The organism is Streptomyces noursei, from assembly GCF_016917755.1.
Taxonomy (GTDB): domain Bacteria; phylum Actinomycetota; class Actinomycetes; order Streptomycetales; family Streptomycetaceae; genus Streptomyces; species Streptomyces yunnanensis.
Genome location: NZ_CP070326.1, coordinates 2,919,685 through 2,942,021, shown reverse-complemented (window position 1 = coordinate 2,942,021; position 22,337 = coordinate 2,919,685). Strand labels below are relative to the sequence as shown.

Below are 22,337 nucleotides of genomic sequence, written 5' to 3'. Positions count from 1 at the left end.
CCGGTCCGTGATCCCGTACAGGCTTGAATCGATTTGGCGAATTACGCAACAATGGTGTTGTGAAAAACGTGAGCGAGGATCGGAAGAGGCCATCGGCCCGGCAGACCGCCGGCCCGGTTCCGTCCGCCCCTGCGCACGACGATCAGCACGGCACCCGCAACCGCGTCGCCCGCTCCATCCTCGACCACGGCCCGTCCACCGCGGCCGAGCTGGCGCTCCGCCTGGAGCTGACCCAGGCCGCCGTCCGCCGTCATCTGGACGCGCTGGTCGCCGAGGGTGTCGTGGAGCCCCGCGAGAAGCGGGTCTACGGCGCGCGCGGCCGGGGCCGCCCGGCCAAGGCGTTCGCCCTCACCGACTGCGGACGGGACGCCTTCGACCAGGCGTACGACGCCCTCGCCGCCGACGCGCTGCGCTGGATCGCGCAGAGCGCGGGCGGCGGCACCAAGGGCGAGGCGGCGGTCGCCGCGTTCGCCCGTGCCCGGCTCGCCGCGCAGGCCGAGGGGTACCGAGAGGCGGTCGAGGGCGCCGAGCCCGAGGCCCGCACCCAGGCCCTTGCGAAGGCGTTGACCGCGGACGGGTACGCTGCTACGGCGCGCAGTGCGCCCAATCCCCAGCTCGGTGAGCAGCTCTGCCAGCACCACTGCCCGGTCGTCCACGTCGCCGAGCAGTACCCGCAGCTGTGCGAGGCGGAGACCGAGGTCTTCTCCCTATTGCTCGGGACCCATGTACAGCGCCTTGCCACCATCGCCCACGGCGACGGGGTGTGCACGACCTTCATCCCGAAGGCCGGTGCCGGCAAAGCAGCTCACCGCACTGGTGAGCGCCCCACAAAGACCACCACAGCATCTGCTAGCACGGCCGGGAGGAACCCCGCATGACGCTCCCCACGGAGACTGCTCACCCTGAGCTCGAGGGTCTGGGCAAGTACGAATACGGCTGGGCCGACTCCGACGTCGCCGGTGCCGCTGCCAAGCGCGGCCTGTCCGAGGCGGTCGTCCGCGACATCTCGGCGAAGAAGAGCGAGCCGGAGTGGATGCTCAAGCTGCGTCTCAAGGGCCTGAAGCTGTTCGACAAGAAGCCCATGCCGACCTGGGGCTCGGACCTGTCGGGCATCGACTTCGACAACATCAAGTACTTCGTCCGCTCCACCGAGCAGCAGGCCGCCTCCTGGGAGGAGCTGCCCGAGGACATCAAGAACACCTACGACAAGCTGGGCATCCCGGAGGCGGAGAAGCAGCGCCTGGTCGCCGGTGTCGCCGCGCAGTACGAGTCCGAGGTGGTCTACCACCAGATCCGCGAGGACCTGGAGAAGCAGGGCGTCATCTTCCTGGACACCGACACGGCGCTCAAGGAGCACCCGGAGCTGTTCCAGGAGTACTTCGGCACGGTCATCCCGGTCGGTGACAACAAGTTCGCGTCGCTGAACACCGCGGTGTGGTCCGGCGGCTCGTTCATCTACGTCCCCAAGGGCGTGCACGTCGACATCCCGCTCCAGGCCTACTTCCGGATCAACACCGAGAACATGGGCCAGTTCGAGCGGACGCTGATCATCGTCGACGAGGACGCCTACGTCCACTACGTCGAGGGTTGCACCGCGCCGATCTACAAGTCCGACTCGCTGCACTCCGCGGTCGTCGAGATCATCGTGAAGAAGGGCGGCCGCTGCCGCTACACGACGATCCAGAACTGGTCGAACAACGTCTACAACCTGGTGACCAAGCGCGCCGTCGCCTACGAGGGCGCGACGATGGAGTGGGTGGACGGCAACCTCGGCTCCAAGGTCACCATGAAGTACCCCGCGGTCTACCTCATGGGCGAGCACGCCAAGGGTGAGACGCTCTCGATCGCGTTCGCGGGCGAGGGCCAGCACCAGGACGCCGGTTCCAAGATGGTCCACATGGCGCCGAACACCTCCTCCAACATCGTCTCCAAGTCGGTGGCGCGGGGCGGCGGCCGGACCTCCTACCGCGGCCTGGTGGAGATCGGCGAGGGCGCCGCGGGTTCGAAGTCGAACGTGCTGTGCGACGCGCTGCTGGTCGACACCATCTCCCGCTCCGACACCTACCCCTACGTCGACGTCCGCGAGGACGACGTGTCGATGGGCCACGAGGCGACCGTCTCCAAGGTGAGCGAGGACCAGCTCTTCTACCTGATGAGCCGCGGCCTGAGCGAGCAGGAGGCCATGGCCATGATCGTCCGCGGCTTTGTCGAGCCGATCGCCCGTGAGCTGCCGATGGAGTACGCGCTGGAGCTCAACCGGCTGATCGAGCTGCAGATGGAAGGCGCGGTCGGCTGACCCCGGCCCCACGCAGCGAACGACTCCCTGAGAACGCAGAAAGCGAGCTAGACGACAGCCATGGCTGAGGCTCAGACGACTATCCCGGCGGGTTCCACGACCTCCGGCTCCATCGCGGTGGCCGCGGAGTCCACCGTCGCCACCCGGATGAGCGCCCCGCCGTCCTACGACGTGGCGGACTTCCCCGTTCCGCACGGCCGCGAGGAGGAATGGCGGTTCACGCCGCTGGCGCGGCTGCGCGGGCTGCACGACGGCACCGCCACCGCCGGCGGCCCCGACCTGAAGGTCGACATCACCGCGCCCGAGGGCGTCACCCACGAGCTCGTCGACCGCGACGACCCGCGGGTCGGCAAGGCCGGCAAGCCGGTGGACCGGGTCGCCGCCCAGGCGTACAGCGCGTTCGAGAAGGCGTCGGTGGTCACCGTCCCCAAGGAGACCGTGCTCACCGAGCCGATCCGGATCCGGGTGCACGGCGAGGGCGGCACCGCCTTCGGCCACCAGGTCGTCGAGCTGGGCGCGTTCGCCGAGGCCGTCGTGGTCATCGACCACACCGGTGACGGCGTGCTCGCCGCCAACGTCGACTACGTCCTCGGCGACAGCGCCAAGCTGACCGTGGTCTCGGTCCAGGACTGGGACGACACCGCCGTCCACTGCGGCCAGCACAACGCCCTGGTCGGCCGGGACGCCACCTTCAAGTCCGTGGTCGTCACCTTCGGCGGCGACCTCGTCCGCCTGCACCCGCGGATCGACTACGCGGGCCCCGGCGCCGAGGCCGAGCTCTACGGCCTGTACTTCACCGAGCAGGGCCAGCACCAGGAGCACCGCCTGTTCGTGGACCACGACACCCCGAACTGCCGCTCGCACGTGACGTACAAGGGCGCGCTGCAGGGCCAGGACGCGCACGCGGTCTGGATCGGCGACGTCCTGATCCAGGCGGCGGCCACCGGCACGGACACCTACGAGCTCAACCGCAACCTCGTCCTGACCGACGGCGCGCGGGTCGACTCGGTGCCCAACCTGGAGATCGAGACCGGCGAGATCGTCGGCGCCGGCCACGCCTCGGCGACCGGCCGGTTCGACGACGAGCAGCTGTTCTACCTGATGGCCCGGGGTATCCCCGCCGACGAGGCGCGCCGTCTGGTCGTCCGCGGCTTCTTCGCCGAGCTGGTCCAGCAGATCGGTCTCCCGGACGTCGAGGAGCGTCTGATGAACAAGATCGAAGCCGAGCTGGAAGCGTCCGCGGCATGAGCTACGTACGTGTGGCCGCGCTGAGCGAGCTGGAGGAGGACACCCCCAAGAGGGTGGAGATCGACGGCACGCCGATCTCGCTGGTCCGCACCGAGGGCGAGGTGTTCGCGATCAACGACATCTGCTCGCACGCCAACGTCTCCCTCTCCGAGGGCGAGGTCGAGGACTGCGCGATCGAGTGCTGGCTGCACGGCTCCAGTTTCGACCTGCGCACCGGCAAGCCGTCCGGCCTCCCCGCGACACGCCCCGTCCCCGTTTACCCCGTAAAGATCGAAGGGGACGACGTGCTCGTCTCCATCACCCAGGAGTCCTGAGTCACCCATGGCAACGCTTGAGATCCACGACCTGCACGTCTCCGTCGAGGCCGAGAACGGCCAGCGGGAGATCCTGAAGGGCGTCGACCTGACCGTGAAGCAGGGCGAGACGCACGCCATCATGGGCCCCAACGGCTCCGGCAAGTCGACCCTCGCCTACTCCCTCGCGGGTCACCCGAAGTACACGATCACCGGCGGCACCGTCACCCTCGACGGCGAGGACGTCCTGGAGATGTCCGTCGACGAGCGCGCCCGGGCCGGCGTCTTCCTCGCCATGCAGTACCCGGTCGAGGTCCCCGGCGTCTCGGTCTCCAACTTCCTGCGCACCTCCGCCACCGCCATCCGCGGCGAGGCCCCCAAGCTGCGGACGTGGGTCAAGGAGGTCAAGGAGGCCATGGAGCGTCTCCAGATGGACCCGGCGTTCGCCGAGCGCAACGTCAACGAGGGCTTCTCCGGCGGTGAGAAGAAGCGCCACGAGATCCTCCAGCTGGAGCTGCTCCAGCCGAAGATCGCGATCCTCGACGAGACCGACTCCGGTCTGGACGTCGACGCGCTGCGGATCGTCTCCGAGGGCGTCAACCGCGTCCGCGAGACGGGTCAGGTCGGCACTCTGCTGATCACCCACTACACGCGCATCCTGCGCTACATCAAGCCCGACCATGTCCACGTCTTCGCCAACGGCCGGATCGCCGAGTCCGGCGGCCCGGAGCTGGCGGACAAGCTGGAGGCCGAGGGCTACGAGGCATACGTGAAGGGTGGTACGACCGCGTGACACAGCTGCCGGGCCTCCTCGACACAGAGGCGATCCGCAAGGACTTCCCCCTTCTGGACCGTCAGGTCCACGACGGGAAGAAGATCGTGTACCTGGACAACGCGGCGACTTCGCAGAAGCCGCGCCAGGTGCTGGACGCCCTGAGCGCCTACTACGAACGCCACAACGCCAACGTCCACCGCGGCGTGCATGTGCTCGCCGAGGAGGCCACGGCGCTGTACGAAGGCGCCCGCGACAAGGTCGCCGCCTTCATCAACGCGCCCAGCCGCGACGAGGTGATCTTCACCAAGAACGCCTCGGAGTCGCTCAACCTCGTGGCCAACATGCTGGGTTGGGCCGACGAGCCCTACCGGGTGGACCGCGAGACCGAGATCGTCATCACGGAGATGGAGCACCACTCCAACATCGTGCCGTGGCAGCTGCTCTCGCAGCGCACCGGCGCGAAGCTGAAGTGGTTCGGGCTGACCGACGACGGCCGGCTGGACCTCTCCAACATCGACGAGGTCATCACCGAGCGCACCAAGGTGGTCTCCTTCACCCTGGTGTCCAACCTCCTGGGCACGTACAACCCGGTCGAGACGATCATCCGTCGCGCCCAGGAAGTCGGCGCGCTGGTCTGCATAGACGCCTCGCAGGCCGCGCCGCACATGCCGCTGGACGTGCAGGCTCTGCAGGCGGACTTCGTGGCCTTCACCGGCCACAAGATGTGCGGCCCGACCGGAATCGGCGTGCTGTGGGGCCGCCAGGAGCTGCTGGAGGACCTCCCGCCGTTCCTCGGCGGTGGCGAGATGATCGAGACCGTCTCGATGCACTCCTCCACCTACGCCCCGGCGCCGCACAAGTTCGAGGCGGGTACGCCCCCGATCGCCCAGGCCGTCGGCCTCGGCGCCGCGGTGGACTACCTGACCGCGATCGGCATGGACAAGATCGCCGCGCATGAGCACGCGATCACCGAGTACGCCGTCAAGCGGCTGCTGGAGGTCCCCGACCTGAAGATCATCGGCCCGAGCACGGCCGAGGACCGCGGGGCGACGATCTCCTTCACGCTGGGTGACATCCACCCGCACGACGTGGGCCAGGTGCTGGACGAGCAGGGCATCGCGGTCCGGGTGGGACACCACTGCGCGCGCCCGGTCTGCCTGCGCTACGGAATTCCTGCGACCACGCGGGCGTCGTTCTACCTGTACTCCACCCCGGCGGAGGTCGACGCCCTGGTCGACGGCCTGGAGCACGTCCGCAACTTCTTCGGTTGATGGACACCGCACGAGCACAGCGGATGAGGACGAGGACTGACTGAGTCGTGAAGCTGGATTCCATGTACCAGGACGTCATCCTGGACCACTACAAGCACCCCCATGGGCGCGGTCTTCGGGACGGCGACGCGGAGGTGCACCACGTCAACCCCACGTGTGGAGACGAGATCACCCTGCGCGTGAAGTACGACGGCACGACGATCGAGGATGTGTCCTACGAGGGCCAGGGCTGCTCCATCAGCCAGGCCAGCGCGTCGGTGCTCAACGACCTCCTGGTCGGCAAGGAGCTCGGTGAGGCGCAGCGGATCCAGGAGACCTTCCTGGAACTGATGCAGTCCAAGGGCCAGGTGGAACCGGACGACGCCATGGAGGAGGTGCTGGAGGACGCGGTGGCGTTCGCCGGCGTCTCCAAGTACCCGGCGCGCGTGAAGTGCGCCCTGCTCAGCTGGATGGCCTGGAAGGACGCCACGGCCAAGGCCCTTTCCCAGGAGGCGAAGACCGCATGACCGACACCCCGACCACCACCAAGCCGGCCTCGGAGGAAGAGGTCCGCGAGGCGCTGTACGACGTCGTCGACCCGGAGCTGGGCATCGACGTCGTCAACCTCGGGCTGATCTACGGCATCCACATCGACGACGCCAACATCGCGACCATCGACATGACGCTGACCTCGGCGGCCTGCCCGCTGACCGACGTCATCGAGGACCAGGCGAAGTCGGCCACGGACGGCATCGTCAACGAGCTGAAGATCAACTGGGTCTGGATGCCGCCGTGGGGCCCGGACAAGATCACCGACGACGGCCGCGAACAGCTGCGTGCGCTGGGGTTCAACGTCTGAGCTTCGCTCCGCGGCGCTGCCGCACGGTCTTCGACGGCCGTGTCCACCGGTTCTCCGGCGGGCACGGCCGTTCCGTCGTTCCGGGCGGGCCGGCAGCTCGTTGTGTACGGCCGTACGCATCGCTGTGTACGCTCGTGCGCATGGCCTATGTGACGCTCGCCGGCGCGATCCTCTCCGAGATCCTCGCGACCACCTCGATGAAGTACAGCCACGGCTTCAGCAGGCTGTGGCCCTCGCTCGGCACCGCGGTCGGCTATGTGGTCGCCTTCGCGCTGCTGGCCCAGACGCTGAGGTCGATGAGCGTCGGGACCGCGTACGCGATCTGGTCCGGGGCCGGCACCGCGGTGATCGCCGCGATCGGCATGGTCTTCCTGGGCGAGAGCACCAGTGCGCTCAAGATCCTCGGGGTGCTGCTGGTGATCGCCGGCGTGGTGGTGCTCAACCTCGACGGTGCGCACTGATGGCCCGGCGCTACGACCCGGACCGGCGGCAGCGGATCATCGACGCGGCGCTCTCGGTGGTCCGGGAGCGGGGTATCGCCGGGCTCAGCCACCGCGCGGTGGCCGCCGCCGCGGACGTCCCGCTGGGCTCCACGACGTACCACTTCGCGACCCTCGACGACCTGCTGGTCGCCGCGCTGCGACAGTCCAACGGCCGGTGGCTGGCGGACTTCGCACGCTGGGTGGACGGCATCGACCTCGCGATGCCGCTCGCCGACGAGGTGGCCCGACTGGTCGGCGAGACCCTCGCCGGGGACCGCTCGCGGGTGGAGCTGGAGTACGACCTGTATCTGGCCGCGCTGCGGCACGAGGCGGTGCGGCCGATCGCCGCCGAGTGCCTGGACGAGAGGGAGACGCTGCTGGCCCGGCGGATCGGCGACCGGGCCACCGCCCGGGCGGTGGTGGCCTTCACCGACGGGCTGTTGCTCCAGCACCTGCTCACCGACCGCCCCTTCCAACCGGCCGTGGTGCGCGAGGGGTTGGCGGGGGTGCTGGGCGCCTCCCGCTGACCGGCGGCGACGGCCGGGCGACTGGTGCGACCGTACGAGAGGGGAGGTGCCGGCGGGCCGCCGGGATCGTGCGACCGTACGGGCCGGGACCGATCGCTGAGACCGGTTCGCCTCCGCGGGCCGGCTCCGGTTAGGTTTCCAGCATGACCGATGCTGCAACCCCCCGTACGACCGGCGCCGTCGCCGCCGGCCTGGCCACCCTCACCGAGGACGGCACCGTTCTCGACACCTGGTTCCCCGCGCCCCAGCTGGTCGACGCGCCCGGCCCGGCCGGAACCGAGCAGCTGGCGGACGACCGCGCCGCCGAGCTGCTGGGCGACGCCGTCCGCAAGGCCGTCGGCCCCGACCCGGTCCGCGGCGTGGAGGTCGTGGCCGTCCGCACGGTCATCGCTTCCCTGGACGACAAGCCGCTGGACGCACACGACGTCTACCTGCGCCTGCACCTCCTCAGCCACCGCCTGGTCAAGCCGCACGGCCAGAGCCTGGAGGGCATGTTCGGCCTGCTGGCCAACGTCGCCTGGACCTCGCTCGGCCCGGTGCCCGTCGACCAGCTGGAGACGGCCCGGCTGAACGCCCGCGCCGAGGGCCTGCACCTCCAGGTCACCAGCGTCGACAAGTTCCCGCGGATGACCGACTACGTGGCGCCCGCCGGCGTCCGGATCGCCGACGCCGACCGGGTGCGGCTGGGCGCCCACCTCGCGGCCGGCACCACCGTCATGCACGAGGGCTTCGTCAACTTCAACGCCGGCACGCTGGGCACCTCCATGATCGAGGGCCGGATCAGCGCCGGCGTGGTGATCGGCGACGGCACCGACATCGGCGGCGGCGCGTCCACGATGGGCACCCTCTCCGGCGGCGGCAAGCAGATCATCTCGATCGGCGAGCGCTGCCTGCTCGGCGCCGAGTCCGGCATCGGCATCGCGCTGGGCGACGAGTGCGTGGTCGAGGCCGGCCTGTACGTGACCGCGGGCACCCGGGTCACGCTGCCCGACGGCCAGATCGTCAAGGCGCTGGAGCTGTCCGGTGCCGACAACATCCTCTTCCGCCGGAACTCCACCACCGGCACCGTCGAGGCCCGCCCGAACAAGGCGGTCTGGGGCGGTCTGAACGAGATCCTGCACAGCCACAACTGACCGGGCACGCCTGCGCAGTTGCCGCCCCGGGCCCACCGGCCCGGGGCGCGCGCGTGCCGGGCGCCGGACGGCAGGCGGGACGTTGCGGACACGACCATAGGGTGGGCCCATGCGTGATCTGGTAGCAGGGATGCGGTATCTGGGGCGGGGCATGCGCTGGACGGCGCAGCACGGCCGGTGGTGGGGGTTCGGGCTGATTCCCGCGCTGGTCGCACTGGTGCTGTACGCGGGGGCGCTCATCGGGCTGGCCCTGTGGTCCGGCGACCTCGCAGCCTGGGCGACCCCGTTCGCCGACGGCTGGGGCTCCCCGTGGCAGGGGCTGCTGCGGGGGCTGTTCGTGGCGCTGCTGCTGGCCGGCGGGCTGATGTTGTCGGTGCTGACGTTCACCGCCGTCACCCTGCTGATCGGCGACCCCTTCTACGAGTCGCTGTCGGAGCAGGTCGAGCGCAGCGAGGGACACTGCCCGCCCGGCCCGGACCGCCCGCTGTGGCGGGAGATCGGCATCGCGGTGCGGGAGATGATCCCGGTGCTGCTGCGGGCCGCCGGGTTCGGGGTGCTGTTCTTCCTCCTGGGCTTCCTGCCGGTCGTCGGGCAGACCGTCGTTCCGGCCGTCGGCTTCTGCGTCTCCGGCTTCTTCCTCTCCGTGGAGCTGACCACGGTGGCGATGCAGCGCCGGGAGGTGCCGGTGCGCGAGCGGCTGCGGCTGCTGCGCGGCCGGCTGGGCCTGGCGGTCGGCTTCGGGACGCCGCTGGTGCTGCTGTTCCTGATCCCGTTCGTGGCGGTGCTGCTGATGCCGGGCGCGGTGGCCGGGGCCACCCTGCTGGTGCGGGACCTGGTGCCCGCCGGGCCGGGCGCGGGGCCGGACGCCGGGCCGGCGGTCGCGGACGGGGACGAGCCCGAGGGACGGGCGGTGCCCGCAGCCTGGTGACCGCGCCCCACGGGCGCCCGGAACGACGGAAGCGGCCGCCGCACCGGTGAGTGCGGCGGCCGCTCGGGCGTACTGCCCTACCCGTGTCAGTCAGCCTTGCGCGACCGCGGCTTCAGGTCCTGGGTGCGCTCTGCTGCGGACTCCTCCGACCGCGGCCGGTGCTGGTCGGAGCGCCGCTCGGCGGCCCGGTCCTGCTTGCCCGACTTACGGTTCTGCGACTTCGGCATCATGACTCCCTTTGTCTCGCCGAAACGGTGCTTACCAGCCCAGTACCGCACCCCCGGGGGCGATCGGCCCCCGGAGGTGGGCCGGTGGAGTGAGGGGACGGTCACCCCGGGTGAGGCGAGGGGCAGGGGTGTCGGGCGTCAGGGCTTGATCCGCAGCACCTGCGGGTCGTGGTCGCTGGTCTGGTCCGCGTACTCGGCGTTGATCGGCTTTCGAGCGCAGACCCCCTGCTCTAGCTGGGGGCTAGCTCATCCTTGGGCCGAAGCCGCGCAGTGGCGAAGTTCGCTGCGTTGTCACTGGCATCTACTAGGTTGGGTCATGCCGGTTCGAGGGGGTGTTCCTATGCTGTCCGGTCGCCGGTACCGACTTGAGCTGACTGCCGAACAGGCTGTCATGTGTGAAGAGTTCGGCAATATCTGCCGGGCAGTGTGGAACACCGCTCTCGACCAGCGCAGGCAGTGCCGGCGGCGGGGTGCGTGGATGAACTATGTGCCGCAGGCCGCTGAGCTGGCCGACGCGAAGAAGGAGCATTCGTGGCTCAATGCCGCTCCGTCGCACGTGCTCCAGCAGACTCTCAGGGACCTCGACAAGGCGTGCCGGGATCACGGCACGTTCACGGTGCGGTGGCGGTCGAAGGCGCGTTGGTCTCCTTCGTTCCGGTTCCCGGCTGGAACCCTGATCACTGTGGAACGGCTGGGCCGCAAGTGGGGCCGGGTGAAGCTGCCGAAGCTGGGATGGGTCCGGTTCCGCTGGTCACGCCCGCTCGGTGGTGGGATCCGTTCCGCGACCGTTGCCCGCAAGGGCGCGCACTGGTATGTGTCGTTCCTTGTCGATGACGGTGCCAAAACCCCGGAGCGGCACGCCATGCCGGACACGGCGGTCGGTATCGATCGGGGTGTGAACATCGCGGCCACCACCAGCGAGGGCCATTTCCACGATCGGGCGTTCATCACCGGCGGCGAGGCCGTACGGTATCGGCGTCTGCAACAGCGCCTTGCCCGGGGCAAGCGGGGGCAGTGCGAACCGGCGTAAGACGATCACGGCGCTGAACCGGATCACTACCCGGGTGTCGGACCGACGCGGCGACTTTTGTGCCTTCACGGCGAACCGCATCACCGCCCGCAACGCACTCGTGGTCCTGGAAGATCTACGGATCAAGAACATGTCCGCCTCGGCATCCGGCACGCTTGAGGCGCCCGGGGTGCGGGTGGTCCAGAAACGGGGCCTGAATCGGGCCATCCTCGACAAGGGATGGCACCGCCTCGAACTCGCCCTTGCCAGCGCCGCCCGGTACACCGGGACACGCGTGGTGAAGGTCAATCCCGCGTACACGTCGCAGCGGTGTTCCGTCTGCGGCTTCGTCACTGAAGACAACCGCGACAGCCAAGCGGTCTTCCGGTGCAAAGCCGCAAACTGCGGGCACACTGCACACGCCGACGTGAACGCCGCCATCAACATCAAACGCACGGCAGGGCATGCCGTGTCAGCCTGCGGAGACCTCGGCAACAGCCGGTCTGTGAAGCAGGAACCCGCAAGCTGGGCAACCGGCCGAACCCCCGCATAGGGGAATCCCCGGCATTCATGCCGGGGAGGAAGCCAAGTGCACGATGTCGTAGTCGCGTCGCGCGGCGCGGGTCAGCGCCTGGCTGGTGAGCAGGTGGTCCAGTACCTGGGAGTTGCCCTGTTGAAGTTTTCTCCCGGACGAGTCGGGAGAATCCCACATACCTCGCGGTGGTGGGCTTGACATGTGAGATCAGGAGCTACGCGACGAGCCGAACGCCCGGACCGCGGTCACGATGCCGGGCACGTCGCCGACCTGCTTCCCGACCAGCGGGGATATCCGGGTCCTGCCTTGTATGTCGTGGATCCGGGTGCCGGCCGCCGAAGCGGACTGCACGCTGAGCAGTCCGCCGGCGAGGGCTGCACAGGCGGCCACCGCACCGAGGGCGACCGGCCTGCGGAGCGTACGACGGGATGGCATCCAAGCCTCCGGAGGAAGGGGGGTAGGGGGGTGGAAGAAGCGGCGGAGCGGGACCGGCGCTCGCGCTACGCGCGTCAATCTCTTGTGTGCGCAAGGGAGTTGTCAAGGTTCTCCCGGTGGACGGGAGCGTACGGGAGGGTGAACCGCCCGACATGGGGAGAATTCCGTCTACGCTTGGGCGGCGCACAAGCCGACGTCCGTCCGAGGAGCTGAGCCCGATGCCCGCAGACCGCCCCACCATGCCGCCGGTGCGGCTGCACCCCGAAGCGGAGCTGGCCCGCGACGCGCTGAGCGCCCCGCTGCTGGCCCGGGCCGCCAGGCTCGCGCGCTGGGCCGGGACCGGCGTCCCGGTCGGCGTCGGCGGCGAGCTGGTCGACAAGTCGCTGATCGCCGCAACTGAGCACCTGGGCCTGGCCGGCGACGAGGAGGGCCCGGCCTACACCGCCGAGGCGTGGCAGCTGGCGGTCGACACCGGACTGGTCGAGATCACCGAGGACGAAGACGGCGCTGCCGTCGACGACGCCGCCGCGGCGGACCTCCCCGACGACGCCGCGGTCGGCACCGCCACCCCCGGCGAGGAGCTGGCCCTGCTCACCTCCGGCAGCCCCCAGGACGTCCTGGACATCTGGCTCGGCGGCATGGAGACGGTGCTCGCCGACGCGGTCGCCCCGGACCTCTCCGACATCGCCGAACAGCTCGCCGACGGCGGCGAGCTGGACCTGGACGCCCTGGACTGGAACCCGGAGGAGGAGGCCGAACTGCTGGACGGCATCCTCGGCAACCTCTACCTCCTCAGCGCCCTGAACGAGGTCCCCGGCCAGGACGTCCCGCTGCCCGCGCTGGCCGCCTCCATGATCGTCCCGGACGACATGGACGAGCCCTCCGACGAGATCCTCGAAGAGGTCTCCGCGGCGATGATGCGGCTCGACGACCAGTTCCGGGTGCTGGAGCCGATCGGACTGGTCGCCTACCGGCCGGTCGACGAGGCGCTCATCGAGGAACTGGACGAGGACGGCGACACGGTCCGGGCCGCCGAGCCGCTGGCGGACGAGGACGTCGCCCGGTACGGCATGGTCCGGCTCACCCCGCTCGGCGTCTGGGCGGTCCGCGCCCGGATGCTGGACGCCGGCGTGGACGCCCCCGCCGTCGGCGACCTCGCCGACAAGAACGCCGACGCCCTGCTGGCCGCCCTGCCCGACTACCCCGAGGTGCTGGCCCAGGCGGAGTCCGAGCAGTGGTTGGCCGCCCGCACCCCGCTGGACGCCGCCCGGGACCTGCTCGCGGCGGCCCGCGGCGACGACGAGTACGGCCCGCTGCGCCGGCTCGCCGCCCAGCAGACCCTCTCGCTGATCGCCCCCGAGGCCGAGCCGGCGCTGCGCGAGGTGCTCGACGACCGGTACCTGGGCGGACTGGCCCGGGTCTGGCTCGCCGAGCGCGGGCTGCCCGACATCCCCGAGCCGTCCCAGGACATGGTCTTCTGGCTGACGGTGGACACCATCGCGGCCCAGCTGGGCGACACCGACGACGCGGCGGCGGCCGAACTCCGCGAGCTGGTGCAGGGCCTGACCGAGCAGCACAGCGGGTTCTTCGACGAGGTCTGGCGGGTGGACCACCCGGCCACCGCGGAGGTGCTGGAGGTCATGGGGCAGCTCCACCCGGACAAGAAGGCCGCCAAGGAGGCACGCAAGGCCGCCTTCAAGGCGCGGTCGCGGCAGGCCGACTGACCCGGGGCCGGCGGGGCGCGGCGTCAGTCGCTCCGGTGCAGCCGGTGGTTGCGCCGGAGCTCAGTCGCCCGGGGCCGCCGCGGTGATCAAGTAGTAGTCCAGCAGCCCCGTCTGATATGCCGTCAGGTACTGCCGGGGCCACTTGTCGCGCAGCTCCGGCCGCTGCTCCATGTAGCGGTCGTAGGGCTCCCAGACGCCGTCGCCGATCGGGGTCACCGCGACGTCCCGCAGCCCGGCCGCGTCGAACGTGGCGGCCACGTCGTCCACCAGGTGCGGGACGTCCAGCCCGTCGGCGTACGGGGGCAGCAGCTCGGGCAGTACCCGGATCGCCTCCGGGACCCGGGCGAAGAACGTGGTCAGCGCGAACCGGCCGGCCGGGCGGAGCACCCGCACCGCCTCCCGCGCGAAGCCGGCCAGGTCGCGGAAGTGCTGGGCGGCCTCGACGGAGTAGACGAAGTCGGCGCAGGCGTCCGGCAGCGGCATCCGCTGGGCCGGGCCGAGCACGAACTCCAGCCGGCGGGGGCCGGCGTCCTCGCGGAGCAGTTCGGCGTTGGCCTCCAGGGCGCGGGCGATCTGGTCCGGGTGGGCGTCCAGGCCGATCAGCGACCCGAAGTCGAACTCCCGCAGGGCCAGCGCACAGCCCAGCCCGCGCCCGCAGCCGACCTCCAGGGCGGTGCGGCCGCGCGGCCGGTCGAAGGTGTCCAGCACCAGCCGGTAGAGGTCCTGCTCGCTGCGGACCCGGTCCTCCTCGGTCAGCGGACGGTCCGCGAGCTCGGGCAGCCAGGCCCAGTAGCCGAAGTTGATGAAGCCGCCGGCGAACGCGGGGACGGCGCTGAGGTCCTCCTCGCCGTAGGTGGCGGCGACCCGCTCGGGGAGGTCCGGGCGGGCTGCGCCGTCCGGGTGGTCCGGGTGCCCGGGCCGGTCGGGTCCGCCGGCCGGGGGCGGCTGCTGGGTCATCGGACGCTCCTCGTCGTAAGCCGTGGGGGAGGGGGCCGAGGGGACGGAATCCCGGGGGTGCGCGCAGGGTGGGGGGAAGGCGGGCGCGACGGTGTCGACGACACAATTCTCGGCCCTCGACCGCTCCCGCACCAGGGCGGGACACCCGCGCGCGGTGGTGTCGACCGACCGGGGCCGTCCGGGGGGCGCGGGACGGGGCGGCCCCGCACCCACCACGGGCGCGGGCTACAGCGCGGCGGCCGCGGGCTTGACCATGCCGCGCACCGTGCGGGCGTCGACGAAGTCGCCCAGCGCGGTCATCTCCCACTCGCCGGAGTACTGCCGGATCAGCTTGGCCATCATCACGCCGGTGCGCGGCTCGGCGCCGGTCAGGTCGAAGCGGACCAGCTCCTCGCCGGTCTGCGCGTCGGTCAGCCGGCAGTACGCCTTGGTGACGTCGGAGAACTTCTGGCCGGAGAAGGAGTTGACGACGAAGACCAGGCCGGTGACCTCCGGGGGGATCCCGCCGAGGTGGACGGTGATCACCTCGTCGTCGCCGTCGCCGTCGCCGGTGAGGTTGTCGCCGGAGTGCTGGATCGCCGCGTCGAGGATCCTGAGCTTGCCGAAGTAGCAGGCGTCGATCTTGCCGCGGTCCGGGCCGTAGGCGATCACCGAGGCGTCCAGGTCGATGCTCCGGCCGCGGCGGGCGGGCTCCCAGCCCAGGCCCATCCGGACCGAGGTGAGCAGCGGGCGGCCGTCCTTGACCAGGGAGACGGTCTGGTTCTTCCGGAGGCTGACCCGGCCCTTGTCGAGGTTGACCTTGCCGGCGGCCGGCGGGACCGGCGCGGCGGGCTCGCCGGGGGCCTGCGGCGGCGGGGCGACCGGGGCGGGGGCGCCGGCCGGCGGTGCCCACTGCTCCGGCGGGACGGGCGCCGGGGGTGCCTGCGGTGCCGGGGGCGCCGGGGGTGCCGGCGGCGCCTGGGCCGCGGGCGGGGCGGCCGGCTCCTCCACGCTCACGCCGAAGTCGGTGGCGATGCCGGCGAGGCCGTTCGCATACCCCTGGCCGACCGCGCGGACCTTCCAGCCGCCGCCGCGGCGGTAGATCTCCACCACGACCAGCGCGGTCTCCGTGCCCAGCTGCGGCGGGGTGAAGGCGGCCAGCACGCCGCCGCCGTCGGCGTCGCGGACCGTGCCGGTCGGCTCGGTGCCGGCGAAGGTCGCGCCGGGCGCGTCCAGGCTCGCGGTGACCACGACCTTGTCGATGTCCGCGGGCACCGCGGCGGTGTCCACCGTGATGGTGTCGCCGTCCGGCGCCGAGCGATGGCTCACCCCGGGCCCCGCGGGCTGGTTGTAGAACACGAAGTCGTCGTCGGAGCGCACCTTGCCGCCGGCCGTCAGCAGCAGGCCCGACACGTCCAGCCGCACGGGGGCGGTGACGGTCACCGCCACCCGCGCGGCGGTGAGCGGGAGGTTCGAGCCAGGAGTCATTGCGGTCATGCCAGCCCTAACGGTCAGCGGGCGTACGCGGTTCCCTGCGGGGGCCGCCCCGGAACCGTCCGGGGCGGCCGTCCCCGCCGGTCAGCGTCGGGCCCGGGAGTTGCCGAAGAGCAGCCGGTAGGCGATCAGCAGGACCAGGGCGCCGGCCACCGCGGCGATCCACATGGCCGGGTCGTAGAAGTCCTTGGGTATCGGGCGGTGCAGGATCCGGGTGGAGAGCCAGCCGCCGATGAAGGAGCCGGCGATGCCGATCAGGGTGGTGCCGACGAGGCCGCCCGGGTCCCGTCCCGGCAGCAGGACCTTGGCGATCACGCCCGCGATCAGGCCCAGGACGAGCCAGCTGACGATGCCCATGGTGTGTTACCTCGTTCTCGCGTGGTGTGCTTGCGCCTGCCGGAACGCGGGGTGCCGGCAGGCGTCGTGCCCTCAAGGACGCCGAGGGGCGGGGACGAGGTTCCGTAGGGTGGTGGATCATCCGGAATCGCGGTCAGTGCTGCCACATGGGAGGGTTTGTGCAGAAAGCTCCGCCGAGGTGGGCGTGTTCGGGGTCGTCCGGGTCGAGCTCCCCTTGCGCGGCGAGGAGTTGCGCCGCGTACGGCTCGGAGTCGTCCTGCGGGTCGTAGCCCAGTGCGCGGGCGGTCGTCAGGTCCCACCACAGCCGGGTGTTGGCGGAGGAGGCGTAGGCGATGGTGTGGCCGACGTGTTCGGCGGTGAGTGCGGCGTGCAGCAGCCGGGCGCAGTCCGCCGGGCTCAGCCAGAGGGAGAGCATCCGCACGGTGGTCGGCTCCGGGAAGCACGAGCCGATGCGCAGGGAGACGGTCTCGATGCCGTGTCGGTCCCAGTAGAGGGCGGCGAGGTCCTCACCGAAGCCCTTGGAGAGGCCGTAGAAGGTGTCCGGGCGGTGCGGGGTGTCGACCGGGATGGCCGCGGAGCCGTCCGGCGGGCGCGGGGTGAAGCCGACGGCGTGGTTGGAGGAGGCGAAGACCACCCGGCGCACGCCCGCCTCGCGGGCCGCCTCGTAGAGCCGGTAGGTGCCCTCGATGTTGGCCCGCAGGACCTTCTCGAACGACGACTCCAGGGAGATGCCGGCGAGGTGGACGATCGCGTCGACCCCGTGGACCGCCGCGCGCAGCGCCTCGGTGTCGGCCAACTCCGCGGTGACGGCGTCCGGTTCGCCCTCGACCGGGCGCTGGTCGAACAGCCGCAGCCGGTAGCCGTACGGCGGCAGCAGCGCGCGCATCAGGGTGCCGACTCCGCCGGCGGCGCCGGTGAGCAGGACGGTGCGGGGTGCGGTCATGGGCGGAACTCCTCCGACTGGTCGGTGCGGCCGTATGCACGGACCAGGTTCATATGGATGGACGAGATGGGTGGAGGGACACGCTAGGGAGCACCTCCGGGCCGGTCAAGACACTTGATCGGGCGGTCAAATCGGCTTGTGTGGCACGGGATTGGGACCCTTGACCCGCCCGGGCGGCCGCAATACCGTTACGTCGACCCACGATGTTCAGAAATATAGACATCGATCAGGAACGTAATCGACCGGAAGCATCATCGACCGGAAACGTCTGCGAGAACGCGTCTGCGCACGTCAGGGAGAGCCCGTGACCGCACACCCTCCGCCGGCCACCGCCGGGCGGCACCACCAGCTCGCCGACCGCCTCGACGGACCGCTGTTCTTCCCCGTGACCGCGTACGCGCCGGACGGCGCACTGGACCTGGACGCCTTCCGGGCGCATCTGCGCGGCGGCATCGACGCCGGCGCGGGCGCGGTCTTCGCCTGTTGCGGCACCGGCGAGTTCCACGCCCTGACCCCCGGGGAGTACGCCGCCTGCGTCGCCGCGGCCGTCGCGGAGGCCGCCGGCCGGGTCCCGGTCCTCGCCGGCACCGGCTACGGCACCGCGCTCGCCGCCCACTTCGCCCGCCTCGCGCACACCGCCGGCGCCGACGGGCTGCTGGCCATGCCGCCGTACCTCGTCCGGGCCGACCAGCCCGGCCTGCTCCGCCACTACACCGAACTCGCCGCCGCCACCCCGCTCCCGGTCATCGTCTACCAGCGCGACAACGCCGTCTTCACGCCGGACACCGTCGCCGCCCTGGCCCGCACCCCCGGCGTCATCGGCCTCAAGGACGGCCTGGGCGACCTGGAACTGCTCCAGCGCATCATCAGCGCGGTCCGCACCGACGCCCCCGGCCGGCCGTTCCTCTACTTCAACGGCCTGCCCACCGCCGAACTCACCGGCGCCGCCTACCGGGGGCTGGGCGTCCACCTCTACTCCTCGGCCGTGTTCGCCTTCGCCCCCGAGATCGCGCTCGCCTTCCACCGGGCGCTGGCCGACGCCGACGACGCCACCGCCATCCGGCTGCTGGACGGCTTCTACCGGCCGCTGGTGGAGCTCCGCAACGAGGGCCGCGGCTACGCCGTCGCGCTGGTCAAGGCCGGCGTGGGGCTGCGCGGCGGGCCGGCCGTCGGCGGGGTGCGGCCACCGCTCAGCGACCCCGCGCCGGCGCACGTCGAGCGCCTGTCGCACCTGCTCGACCACGGCCTGGCGCTGGCCGCGGCCGCCCCCGGGAGCGGCGCCTGATGCGCACCGCCGCCTTCCTCTACCCCTGGGACGTGGTCGGCGACCCGGACGCCCCCGCCCGCCTCGCCGAACTGGGCCTCGCGCAGGTCACACTGGCCGCCGCCTACCACTCCACCCGCGCCCTCACCCCGCGCCACCCCCACCACCGCATCGTCACCGCCCGGCACTCCGCGGTCCTCTACCCGCCCGACCCGGACCGCTGGGCGGGTCGCCGACTGCGTCCGTACCCCCAGGACTGGATCGCGGACCCGGACCCCTTCGGCACCGCAGCGCGGGCGCTGACCGCGGCCGGCCTGGAGGTGCACAGCTGGGTCGTGCTGGCCCACAACTCCCGCCTGGGCGCGGACCATCCCGCCTTGGTCGTCCGCAACGTCTACGGCGACCGCTATCCGTGGGCGCCCTGCATCGCCCGCCCCGAGGTGCGCGACCACCTCGTCCGGCTGGCCGCCGAGGCCGCCGTCCGGCCCGGCGCCCGGGGCGTGGAGCTGGAGTCCTGCGGCTGGTACGGGCTGGCGCACCTGCACGGCCACGACAAGATCGGCGGGGTCGGCCTGGGCGGCGTCGCGGAGTGCCTGATGTCGCTGTGCTGCTGCCCGGTGTGCCTCGCCGGATATGCCGAACTGGGCTTGGCGGAAAGCGAGTTGCGGGCACGGGTGCGGCGGGCGTTGGAGCCGGTGTGGGCCGGGGCGGCGCTCCCGGACGCCGGCGGCCGGGCGGGGGAGTGGGCCGCCGTCGAGGAACTGCTGGGCCCGGAGCCGGCGGGCGCGGTGCGCGCCTGGCGGGACCGGGCGGCGGACGAGCTGCGGCGCGCGGTGGTGGACGCCGTGCGGGACGCCGCGGCCCGGGCGTCGGTGGACGGCTTCCGGGTACTGCTGCACGCCGATCCCGCCCCGCACCGCTGCGGGGCCAACCCGGGCATGGCCCCGGCGGCGGCCCTGGCCTGCGCGGACGGGGTGGTGGTGCCCTGCACCGGGGACGCCGCGGCGCGGGCCGAGGCGCTGCGCCCGTTCGCGGAGCGCCCCGCGGGCGCGACCGTGGCCGCCAACCTCACTGTGGTCGCCGGGATGGGCGGCCGTCCCGACCGCCTCGCCGCCGACGCCGCGCACGCCGCCTCGCTCGGCGCGGACGAACTGCGGCTCTACCACGCGGGGTTGGCGGGACCGGCGGACCTGGTGGCGGTACGGGGCGCGCTGCGGGCGCTGAACCGGTCGGCCGGCGGACGGGCCCAGGGCAGCGGCGCGGAGCCCGCACCCCGTGCCTGACTGTCCGTCAGGTGCGCGAAGACCACGACGTTGCCCAGGTACTCCTGCCGGGTCCGGCTGAAGCCGCCGCCGCAGGTGATCAGGCGGAGCTCGGGGCGGGGGGCCTCGCCGTAGACCTTCTCGTCGGGGAAGTGCCGGCCGTCGTAGACCTCCACCGCATCGACCGTGAACACCGCGACCCGCCCGTCGGCGCGCAGGATCCGCACGGTGTGCCCCTTCTTCAGGGCGCCCAGGCGGTAGAAGACCGCGGGGCCCGCGCGGGTGTCCACATGGCCGGCGACCAGGGCGGTGCCGGTGGCGCCGGGCGGGGTGCCGTCCGCGTACCAGCCCGCCAGGTTCCGGTCGGCCTCCGGCGGCGGGGCGAGGCTGCCGTCCGCGGCCAGCTCCAGCCGGGTCAGCGGCGCGTCGATGCCCAGGGACGGCACCGCCACCCGGAGCGGCTCGGCGGCCGGCAGCGGTGGCGCGGCCCGCTCGGTGGCCGCCTCGCTGCCCGGCGGTCGGGCGGTGAACCGCTGCGCGACGGACGGTTGGGGCGGCGCGGTGTCCCGGCTGCCGTTGACGATCAGCCAGACGCCGGTGCCGCACGCGGCGGCGGTGACGGCGGCCGCCACCGCACCGGCCGGCCGGGCCCAGGCCCGGTGCCGGCCGGCCCGCCGCGCGCGGAGCGGGGCCCGGATCAGTACCGGCCGCCGGGCCGGCGGCGGCGCACCAGCCAGACCGCGCAGGCCGCCGCTGCCACCACCACACCGGCGCCGGCCGCGATCTCGGTGGTGTTGAAGCCGTCCTCGCTCGTGGAGCCCTCGCCGGTCTTCATCTTGCCCTTGGGTGGCGTGGTGGGGCCGGCGCTGCCCTTCGCGGGCATGCTGGGGTGCTCCTTGGCCGGCATGCTCGGGGCCGCGCTGCCGTGCCCCGTGCCGGGGCTCGTGCTCGGACTCGCGCTCATGCCGGGGCTCATGCTCGGGCCGGCGGACGCGCCCTGCTCGCCGACCCGGACCGTGCCGGTCAGCTCCTTGCCGTCGGCGCACTTGCCGCCGATCCCGTAGTTGCCGGGCTTGGTACCGGGTTTGACCATGACCTTTCCCACCAGGGAGCCCTTGGCGGTGCCCGGGGCGAAGGCGACCGTGCCGCCGCCCAGGGCGGTGGCGTCCACGCTCGCCGAGCGGCTGGCCCCGCACCCCGTGGTGGACAGGGAGACCGTGGAGCCGGCCGCGGCCGTCCCCGGAGAGACCTCGATGGTGCCGAAGTCGCCGGCGTACGCCGCGGTGGCGGCCAGACCCAGCGTGGCGGCGGACAGCACGGCACCGGTGAGCAGTCGGGTGGAACCCATGGGAACAACCTCCGCGAAGCGCGGACGTGACACAGGTGTGCCACTGGGGGAATCGGCGGAGTTCCGCGCCTCCACCCACGAGATAAGCCCGCGACGGCCGGCCGGTCCTGCTGGCCTACGGTGAACGGGTGAGCAGGGCCGGCCGGTTGCGCCGTCCGGTGGCCGCGACCGCCCCGGCCGGGTCTCAGAGGCGCCGGGTGGCCAGCGTCAGCCGGTCCCGGGCGTCGAACAGCGCGTCCTTGATCGTCTGCTCATGGGCGGGGGTCAGCCGGGCCACCGGCACCGAGCAGCTGATCGCGTCCCGGGCCGGGGTGCGGTAGGGGATCGCCACGCCGAAGCAGCGCAGGCCGACGGTGTTCTCCTCGCGGTCGACCGCGAAACCCTGCTCGCGCACCGCGTGCAGCTCCTCGATCAGCTGCTCGCGGTCGGTGATCGTGTGCTCGGTCAGCGCGGGCAGGGTGGCCGGCAGCATCGCCCGTACCTGGTGGTCGGTGCAGGTGGCGAGCAGTGCCTTGCCCAGCGACGTGGAGTGCGCGGGCAGCCGGCGGCCGACCCGGGTGAACGGGCGCAGGTAGTGCTGCGACTGGCGGGTGGCGAGGTAGACGACGTTGACGCCGTCGAGCCGGGCGAGGTGGATGGTCTCGGTGGTGTCGTCGGAGAGCCGGTCCAGGGTCGGCCGGGCGGCGGCCACCACCTCGTCGCCGTCGATGTACGAGGTGCCGACCAGCAGGGCGCGCACGCCGATGCCGTAGCGGGTGCCGGTGGCGTCGGTCTCCACCCAGCCGAGGTCGACCAGGGTGCGCAGCAGCATGTAGAGGCTGGACTTGGGATATCCGACGGCTTCCTGGACGGAGGCGAGGCTGTGCATGCCGGGGCGGCCCGCGAAGTATTCGAGCAACTCCACCGTCCGCACAGCGGACTTGACCTGCGCTCCACCGGTCTCGGCAGCCGACATCGCCCTTGACCCCTCTGTTCGGACAGTCATAGAGTCCCAGATATTCACCATCTGGGA

The 22,337-nt window shown here is 71.9% G+C and carries 25 protein-coding genes and 2 pseudogenes; 17 read left to right on the top strand and 10 right to left on the bottom strand.

What is annotated here, in order from left to right:
- Positions 1 to 59: 59 nt before the first annotated feature.
- The 12 genes from JNO44_RS13065 (at position 60) to JNO44_RS13010 (ending at position 9,791) form a co-directional block, all read left to right on the top strand.
- Complete coding sequence (locus tag JNO44_RS13065; RefSeq protein ID WP_205364159.1) at positions 60 to 878, top strand: helix-turn-helix transcriptional regulator; 819 nt, start codon at positions 60 to 62, stop codon at positions 876 to 878.
- Complete coding sequence (sufB, locus tag JNO44_RS13060; RefSeq protein WP_067352917.1) at positions 875 to 2,296, top strand: Fe-S cluster assembly protein SufB; 1,422 nt, start codon at positions 875 to 877, stop codon at positions 2,294 to 2,296. The genes JNO44_RS13065 and sufB overlap by 4 nt, the downstream gene beginning before the upstream one ends.
- A gap of 60 nt (positions 2,297 to 2,356) precedes the next feature.
- A complete protein-coding gene (sufD, locus tag JNO44_RS13055) occupies positions 2,357 to 3,544 on the top strand; it encodes a Fe-S cluster assembly protein SufD (RefSeq protein ID WP_205364158.1) in 1,188 nt (395 codons plus the stop codon).
- Positions 3,541 to 3,858: a non-heme iron oxygenase ferredoxin subunit gene (locus tag JNO44_RS13050; protein WP_205364157.1), complete on the top strand. Its 318-nt coding sequence runs from the start codon at positions 3,541 to 3,543 to the stop codon at positions 3,856 to 3,858. The genes sufD and JNO44_RS13050 overlap by 4 nt, the downstream gene beginning before the upstream one ends.
- A 7-nt stretch (positions 3,859 to 3,865) precedes the next feature.
- A complete protein-coding gene (sufC, locus tag JNO44_RS13045) occupies positions 3,866 to 4,630 on the top strand; it encodes a Fe-S cluster assembly ATPase SufC (protein ID WP_067352925.1) in 765 nt (254 codons plus the stop codon).
- Positions 4,627 to 5,883 (top strand): cysteine desulfurase, encoded by a 1,257-nt coding sequence (locus tag JNO44_RS13040; protein WP_039637563.1) that lies wholly within the window; start codon positions 4,627 to 4,629, stop codon positions 5,881 to 5,883. Before sufC ends, JNO44_RS13040 begins: the two co-directional genes overlap by 4 nt.
- 47 nt (positions 5,884 to 5,930) lie before the next feature.
- Positions 5,931 to 6,389 carry a Fe-S cluster assembly sulfur transfer protein SufU gene (sufU, locus tag JNO44_RS13035; RefSeq protein ID WP_018536854.1) on the top strand — a complete coding sequence of 153 codons (459 nt, stop codon included), beginning with the start codon at positions 5,931 to 5,933 and terminating at the stop codon, positions 6,387 to 6,389.
- The gene (locus tag JNO44_RS13030) at positions 6,386 to 6,721 is read left to right on the top strand and encodes a metal-sulfur cluster assembly factor (protein WP_033270552.1); all 336 of its coding nucleotides are present in this window, start codon (positions 6,386 to 6,388) and stop codon (positions 6,719 to 6,721) included. Before sufU ends, JNO44_RS13030 begins: the two co-directional genes overlap by 4 nt.
- 140 nt (positions 6,722 to 6,861) lie before the next feature.
- Positions 6,862 to 7,182, top strand: coding sequence for a DMT family transporter (locus tag JNO44_RS13025; protein WP_205364152.1), 321 nt, complete (start codon positions 6,862 to 6,864; stop codon positions 7,180 to 7,182).
- Complete coding sequence (locus JNO44_RS13020; protein ID WP_205364150.1) at positions 7,182 to 7,730, top strand: TetR/AcrR family transcriptional regulator; 549 nt, start codon at positions 7,182 to 7,184, stop codon at positions 7,728 to 7,730. The genes JNO44_RS13025 and JNO44_RS13020 overlap by 1 nt, the downstream gene beginning before the upstream one ends.
- A 143-nt stretch (positions 7,731 to 7,873) precedes the next feature.
- A complete protein-coding gene (dapD, locus tag JNO44_RS13015) occupies positions 7,874 to 8,863 on the top strand; it encodes a 2,3,4,5-tetrahydropyridine-2,6-dicarboxylate N-succinyltransferase (protein ID WP_073444993.1) in 990 nt (329 codons plus the stop codon).
- A 109-nt stretch (positions 8,864 to 8,972) separates the two neighbouring features.
- Positions 8,973 to 9,791: an EI24 domain-containing protein gene (locus JNO44_RS13010; RefSeq protein ID WP_205364148.1), complete on the top strand. Its 819-nt coding sequence runs from the start codon at positions 8,973 to 8,975 to the stop codon at positions 9,789 to 9,791.
- A gap of 86 nt (positions 9,792 to 9,877) precedes the next feature.
- Here JNO44_RS13010 and JNO44_RS13005 read toward each other — a convergent pair whose 3' ends face one another.
- A complete protein-coding gene (locus tag JNO44_RS13005; protein ID WP_203232597.1) occupies positions 9,878 to 10,018 on the bottom strand; it encodes a hypothetical protein in 141 nt (46 codons plus the stop codon).
- A 340-nt stretch (positions 10,019 to 10,358) separates the two neighbouring features.
- Between JNO44_RS13005 and JNO44_RS44420 the strand changes: the two genes are divergently transcribed.
- Both JNO44_RS44420 and JNO44_RS44415 read left to right on the top strand, forming a co-directional pair.
- Positions 10,359 to 11,048, top strand: coding sequence for an RNA-guided endonuclease InsQ/TnpB family protein (locus JNO44_RS44420; RefSeq protein ID WP_275695749.1), 690 nt, complete (start codon positions 10,359 to 10,361; stop codon positions 11,046 to 11,048).
- Positions 11,049 to 11,082: 34 nt separating this feature from the next.
- Positions 11,083 to 11,580: an RNA-guided endonuclease InsQ/TnpB family protein gene (locus JNO44_RS44415; RefSeq protein ID WP_275695748.1), complete on the top strand. Its 498-nt coding sequence runs from the start codon at positions 11,083 to 11,085 to the stop codon at positions 11,578 to 11,580.
- Positions 11,581 to 11,595: 15 nt separating this feature from the next.
- Here JNO44_RS44415 and JNO44_RS12995 read toward each other — a convergent pair whose 3' ends face one another.
- On the bottom strand, positions 11,596 to 11,739 hold the full coding sequence (locus JNO44_RS12995; protein ID WP_205364145.1) for a hypothetical protein: 144 nt from the start codon (positions 11,737 to 11,739) through the stop codon (positions 11,596 to 11,598).
- A 39-nt stretch (positions 11,740 to 11,778) separates the two neighbouring features.
- Positions 11,779 to 11,997, bottom strand: a pseudogene (locus JNO44_RS12990) (endonuclease/exonuclease/phosphatase); the annotation flags it as partial.
- Positions 11,998 to 12,215: 218 nt separating this feature from the next.
- Between JNO44_RS12990 and JNO44_RS12985 the strand changes: the two are divergent.
- Positions 12,216 to 13,721, top strand: coding sequence for a hypothetical protein (locus JNO44_RS12985; protein ID WP_205364143.1), 1,506 nt, complete (start codon positions 12,216 to 12,218; stop codon positions 13,719 to 13,721).
- A 60-nt stretch (positions 13,722 to 13,781) separates the two neighbouring features.
- Here the strand turns inward: JNO44_RS12985 and JNO44_RS12980 are convergent, their stop codons facing one another.
- The 4 genes from JNO44_RS12980 to JNO44_RS12965 all read right to left on the bottom strand — a co-directional run bounded on the left by JNO44_RS12980 (position 13,782) and on the right by JNO44_RS12965 (position 17,451).
- Complete coding sequence (locus JNO44_RS12980; RefSeq protein WP_205364141.1) at positions 13,782 to 14,678, bottom strand: class I SAM-dependent methyltransferase; 897 nt, start codon at positions 14,676 to 14,678, stop codon at positions 13,782 to 13,784.
- A 225-nt stretch (positions 14,679 to 14,903) separates the two neighbouring features.
- On the bottom strand, positions 14,904 to 16,145 hold the full coding sequence (locus JNO44_RS12975; protein ID WP_205369755.1) for a TerD family protein: 1,242 nt from the start codon (positions 16,143 to 16,145) through the stop codon (positions 14,904 to 14,906).
- Between the two features lie 90 nt (positions 16,146 to 16,235).
- Entirely contained in the window at positions 16,236 to 16,508 is a 273-nt protein-coding gene (locus JNO44_RS12970; protein ID WP_067352953.1) for a GlsB/YeaQ/YmgE family stress response membrane protein, read from the bottom strand.
- A 133-nt stretch (positions 16,509 to 16,641) separates the two neighbouring features.
- Positions 16,642 to 17,451 (bottom strand): NAD-dependent epimerase/dehydratase family protein, encoded by an 810-nt coding sequence (locus JNO44_RS12965; protein ID WP_205364139.1) that lies wholly within the window; start codon positions 17,449 to 17,451, stop codon positions 16,642 to 16,644.
- A 304-nt stretch (positions 17,452 to 17,755) separates the two neighbouring features.
- Here JNO44_RS12965 and JNO44_RS12960 point away from each other — a divergent pair, with 304 nt between their 5' ends.
- A complete protein-coding gene (locus tag JNO44_RS12960) occupies positions 17,756 to 18,736 on the top strand; it encodes a 5-dehydro-4-deoxyglucarate dehydratase (protein ID WP_205364138.1) in 981 nt (326 codons plus the stop codon).
- Positions 18,736 to 19,998 carry a hypothetical protein gene (locus JNO44_RS12955; RefSeq protein WP_240167531.1) on the top strand — a complete coding sequence of 421 codons (1,263 nt, stop codon included), beginning with the start codon at positions 18,736 to 18,738 and terminating at the stop codon, positions 19,996 to 19,998. Before JNO44_RS12960 ends, JNO44_RS12955 begins: the two co-directional genes overlap by 1 nt.
- Here JNO44_RS12955 and JNO44_RS12950 read toward each other — a convergent pair.
- The 3 genes and pseudogenes from JNO44_RS12950 to JNO44_RS12940 all read right to left on the bottom strand — a co-directional run.
- Positions 19,995 to 20,609, bottom strand: a pseudogene (locus tag JNO44_RS12950) (class F sortase); the annotation flags it as partial. The gene JNO44_RS12955 and the pseudogene JNO44_RS12950 overlap by 4 nt on opposite strands.
- Positions 20,610 to 20,674: 65 nt before the next feature.
- Positions 20,675 to 21,325 carry a hypothetical protein gene (locus tag JNO44_RS12945; protein ID WP_205364135.1) on the bottom strand — a complete coding sequence of 217 codons (651 nt, stop codon included), beginning with the start codon at positions 21,323 to 21,325 and terminating at the stop codon, positions 20,675 to 20,677.
- A 184-nt stretch (positions 21,326 to 21,509) separates the two neighbouring features.
- Positions 21,510 to 22,280, bottom strand: coding sequence for an IclR family transcriptional regulator (locus JNO44_RS12940; RefSeq protein ID WP_205364134.1), 771 nt, complete (start codon positions 22,278 to 22,280; stop codon positions 21,510 to 21,512).
- Between the last annotated feature and the right edge of the window lie 57 nt (positions 22,281 to 22,337).

Excerpts from the sequence above, each read along its gene's own strand:
- sufB (WP_067352917.1), top strand. The coding sequence starts at position 875 with ATGACGCTCCCCACGGAGACTGCTCACCCTGAGCTCGAGGGTCTGGGC.
- sufD (WP_205364158.1), top strand. The coding sequence starts at position 2,357 with ATGGCTGAGGCTCAGACGACTATCCCGGCGGGTTCCACGACCTCCGGC.
- JNO44_RS13050 (WP_205364157.1), top strand. The coding sequence starts at position 3,541 with ATGAGCTACGTACGTGTGGCCGCGCTGAGCGAGCTGGAGGAGGACACC.
- sufC (WP_067352925.1), top strand. The coding sequence starts at position 3,866 with ATGGCAACGCTTGAGATCCACGACCTGCACGTCTCCGTCGAGGCCGAG.
- JNO44_RS13030 (WP_033270552.1), top strand. The coding sequence starts at position 6,386 with ATGACCGACACCCCGACCACCACCAAGCCGGCCTCGGAGGAAGAGGTC.
- JNO44_RS13025 (WP_205364152.1), top strand. The coding sequence starts at position 6,862 with ATGGCCTATGTGACGCTCGCCGGCGCGATCCTCTCCGAGATCCTCGCG.
- JNO44_RS13020 (WP_205364150.1), top strand. The coding sequence starts at position 7,182 with ATGGCCCGGCGCTACGACCCGGACCGGCGGCAGCGGATCATCGACGCG.
- dapD (WP_073444993.1), top strand. The coding sequence starts at position 7,874 with ATGACCGATGCTGCAACCCCCCGTACGACCGGCGCCGTCGCCGCCGGC.
- JNO44_RS13010 (WP_205364148.1), top strand. The coding sequence starts at position 8,973 with ATGCGTGATCTGGTAGCAGGGATGCGGTATCTGGGGCGGGGCATGCGC.
- JNO44_RS13005 (WP_203232597.1), bottom strand. The coding sequence starts at position 10,018 with ATGCCGAAGTCGCAGAACCGTAAGTCGGGCAAGCAGGACCGGGCCGCC.
- JNO44_RS44420 (WP_275695749.1), top strand. The coding sequence starts at position 10,359 with ATGCTGTCCGGTCGCCGGTACCGACTTGAGCTGACTGCCGAACAGGCT.
- JNO44_RS12995 (WP_205364145.1), bottom strand. The coding sequence starts at position 11,739 with ATGTGGGATTCTCCCGACTCGTCCGGGAGAAAACTTCAACAGGGCAAC.
- JNO44_RS12985 (WP_205364143.1), top strand. The coding sequence starts at position 12,216 with ATGCCCGCAGACCGCCCCACCATGCCGCCGGTGCGGCTGCACCCCGAA.
- JNO44_RS12980 (WP_205364141.1), bottom strand. The coding sequence starts at position 14,678 with ATGACCCAGCAGCCGCCCCCGGCCGGCGGACCCGACCGGCCCGGGCAC.
- JNO44_RS12975 (WP_205369755.1), bottom strand. The coding sequence starts at position 16,145 with ATGACTCCTGGCTCGAACCTCCCGCTCACCGCCGCGCGGGTGGCGGTG.
- JNO44_RS12970 (WP_067352953.1), bottom strand. The coding sequence starts at position 16,508 with ATGGGCATCGTCAGCTGGCTCGTCCTGGGCCTGATCGCGGGCGTGATC.
- JNO44_RS12965 (WP_205364139.1), bottom strand. The coding sequence starts at position 17,451 with ATGACCGCACCCCGCACCGTCCTGCTCACCGGCGCCGCCGGCGGAGTC.
- JNO44_RS12955 (WP_240167531.1), top strand. The coding sequence starts at position 18,736 with ATGCGCACCGCCGCCTTCCTCTACCCCTGGGACGTGGTCGGCGACCCG.
- JNO44_RS12945 (WP_205364135.1), bottom strand. The coding sequence starts at position 21,325 with ATGGGTTCCACCCGACTGCTCACCGGTGCCGTGCTGTCCGCCGCCACG.
- JNO44_RS12940 (WP_205364134.1), bottom strand. The coding sequence starts at position 22,280 with ATGTCGGCTGCCGAGACCGGTGGAGCGCAGGTCAAGTCCGCTGTGCGG.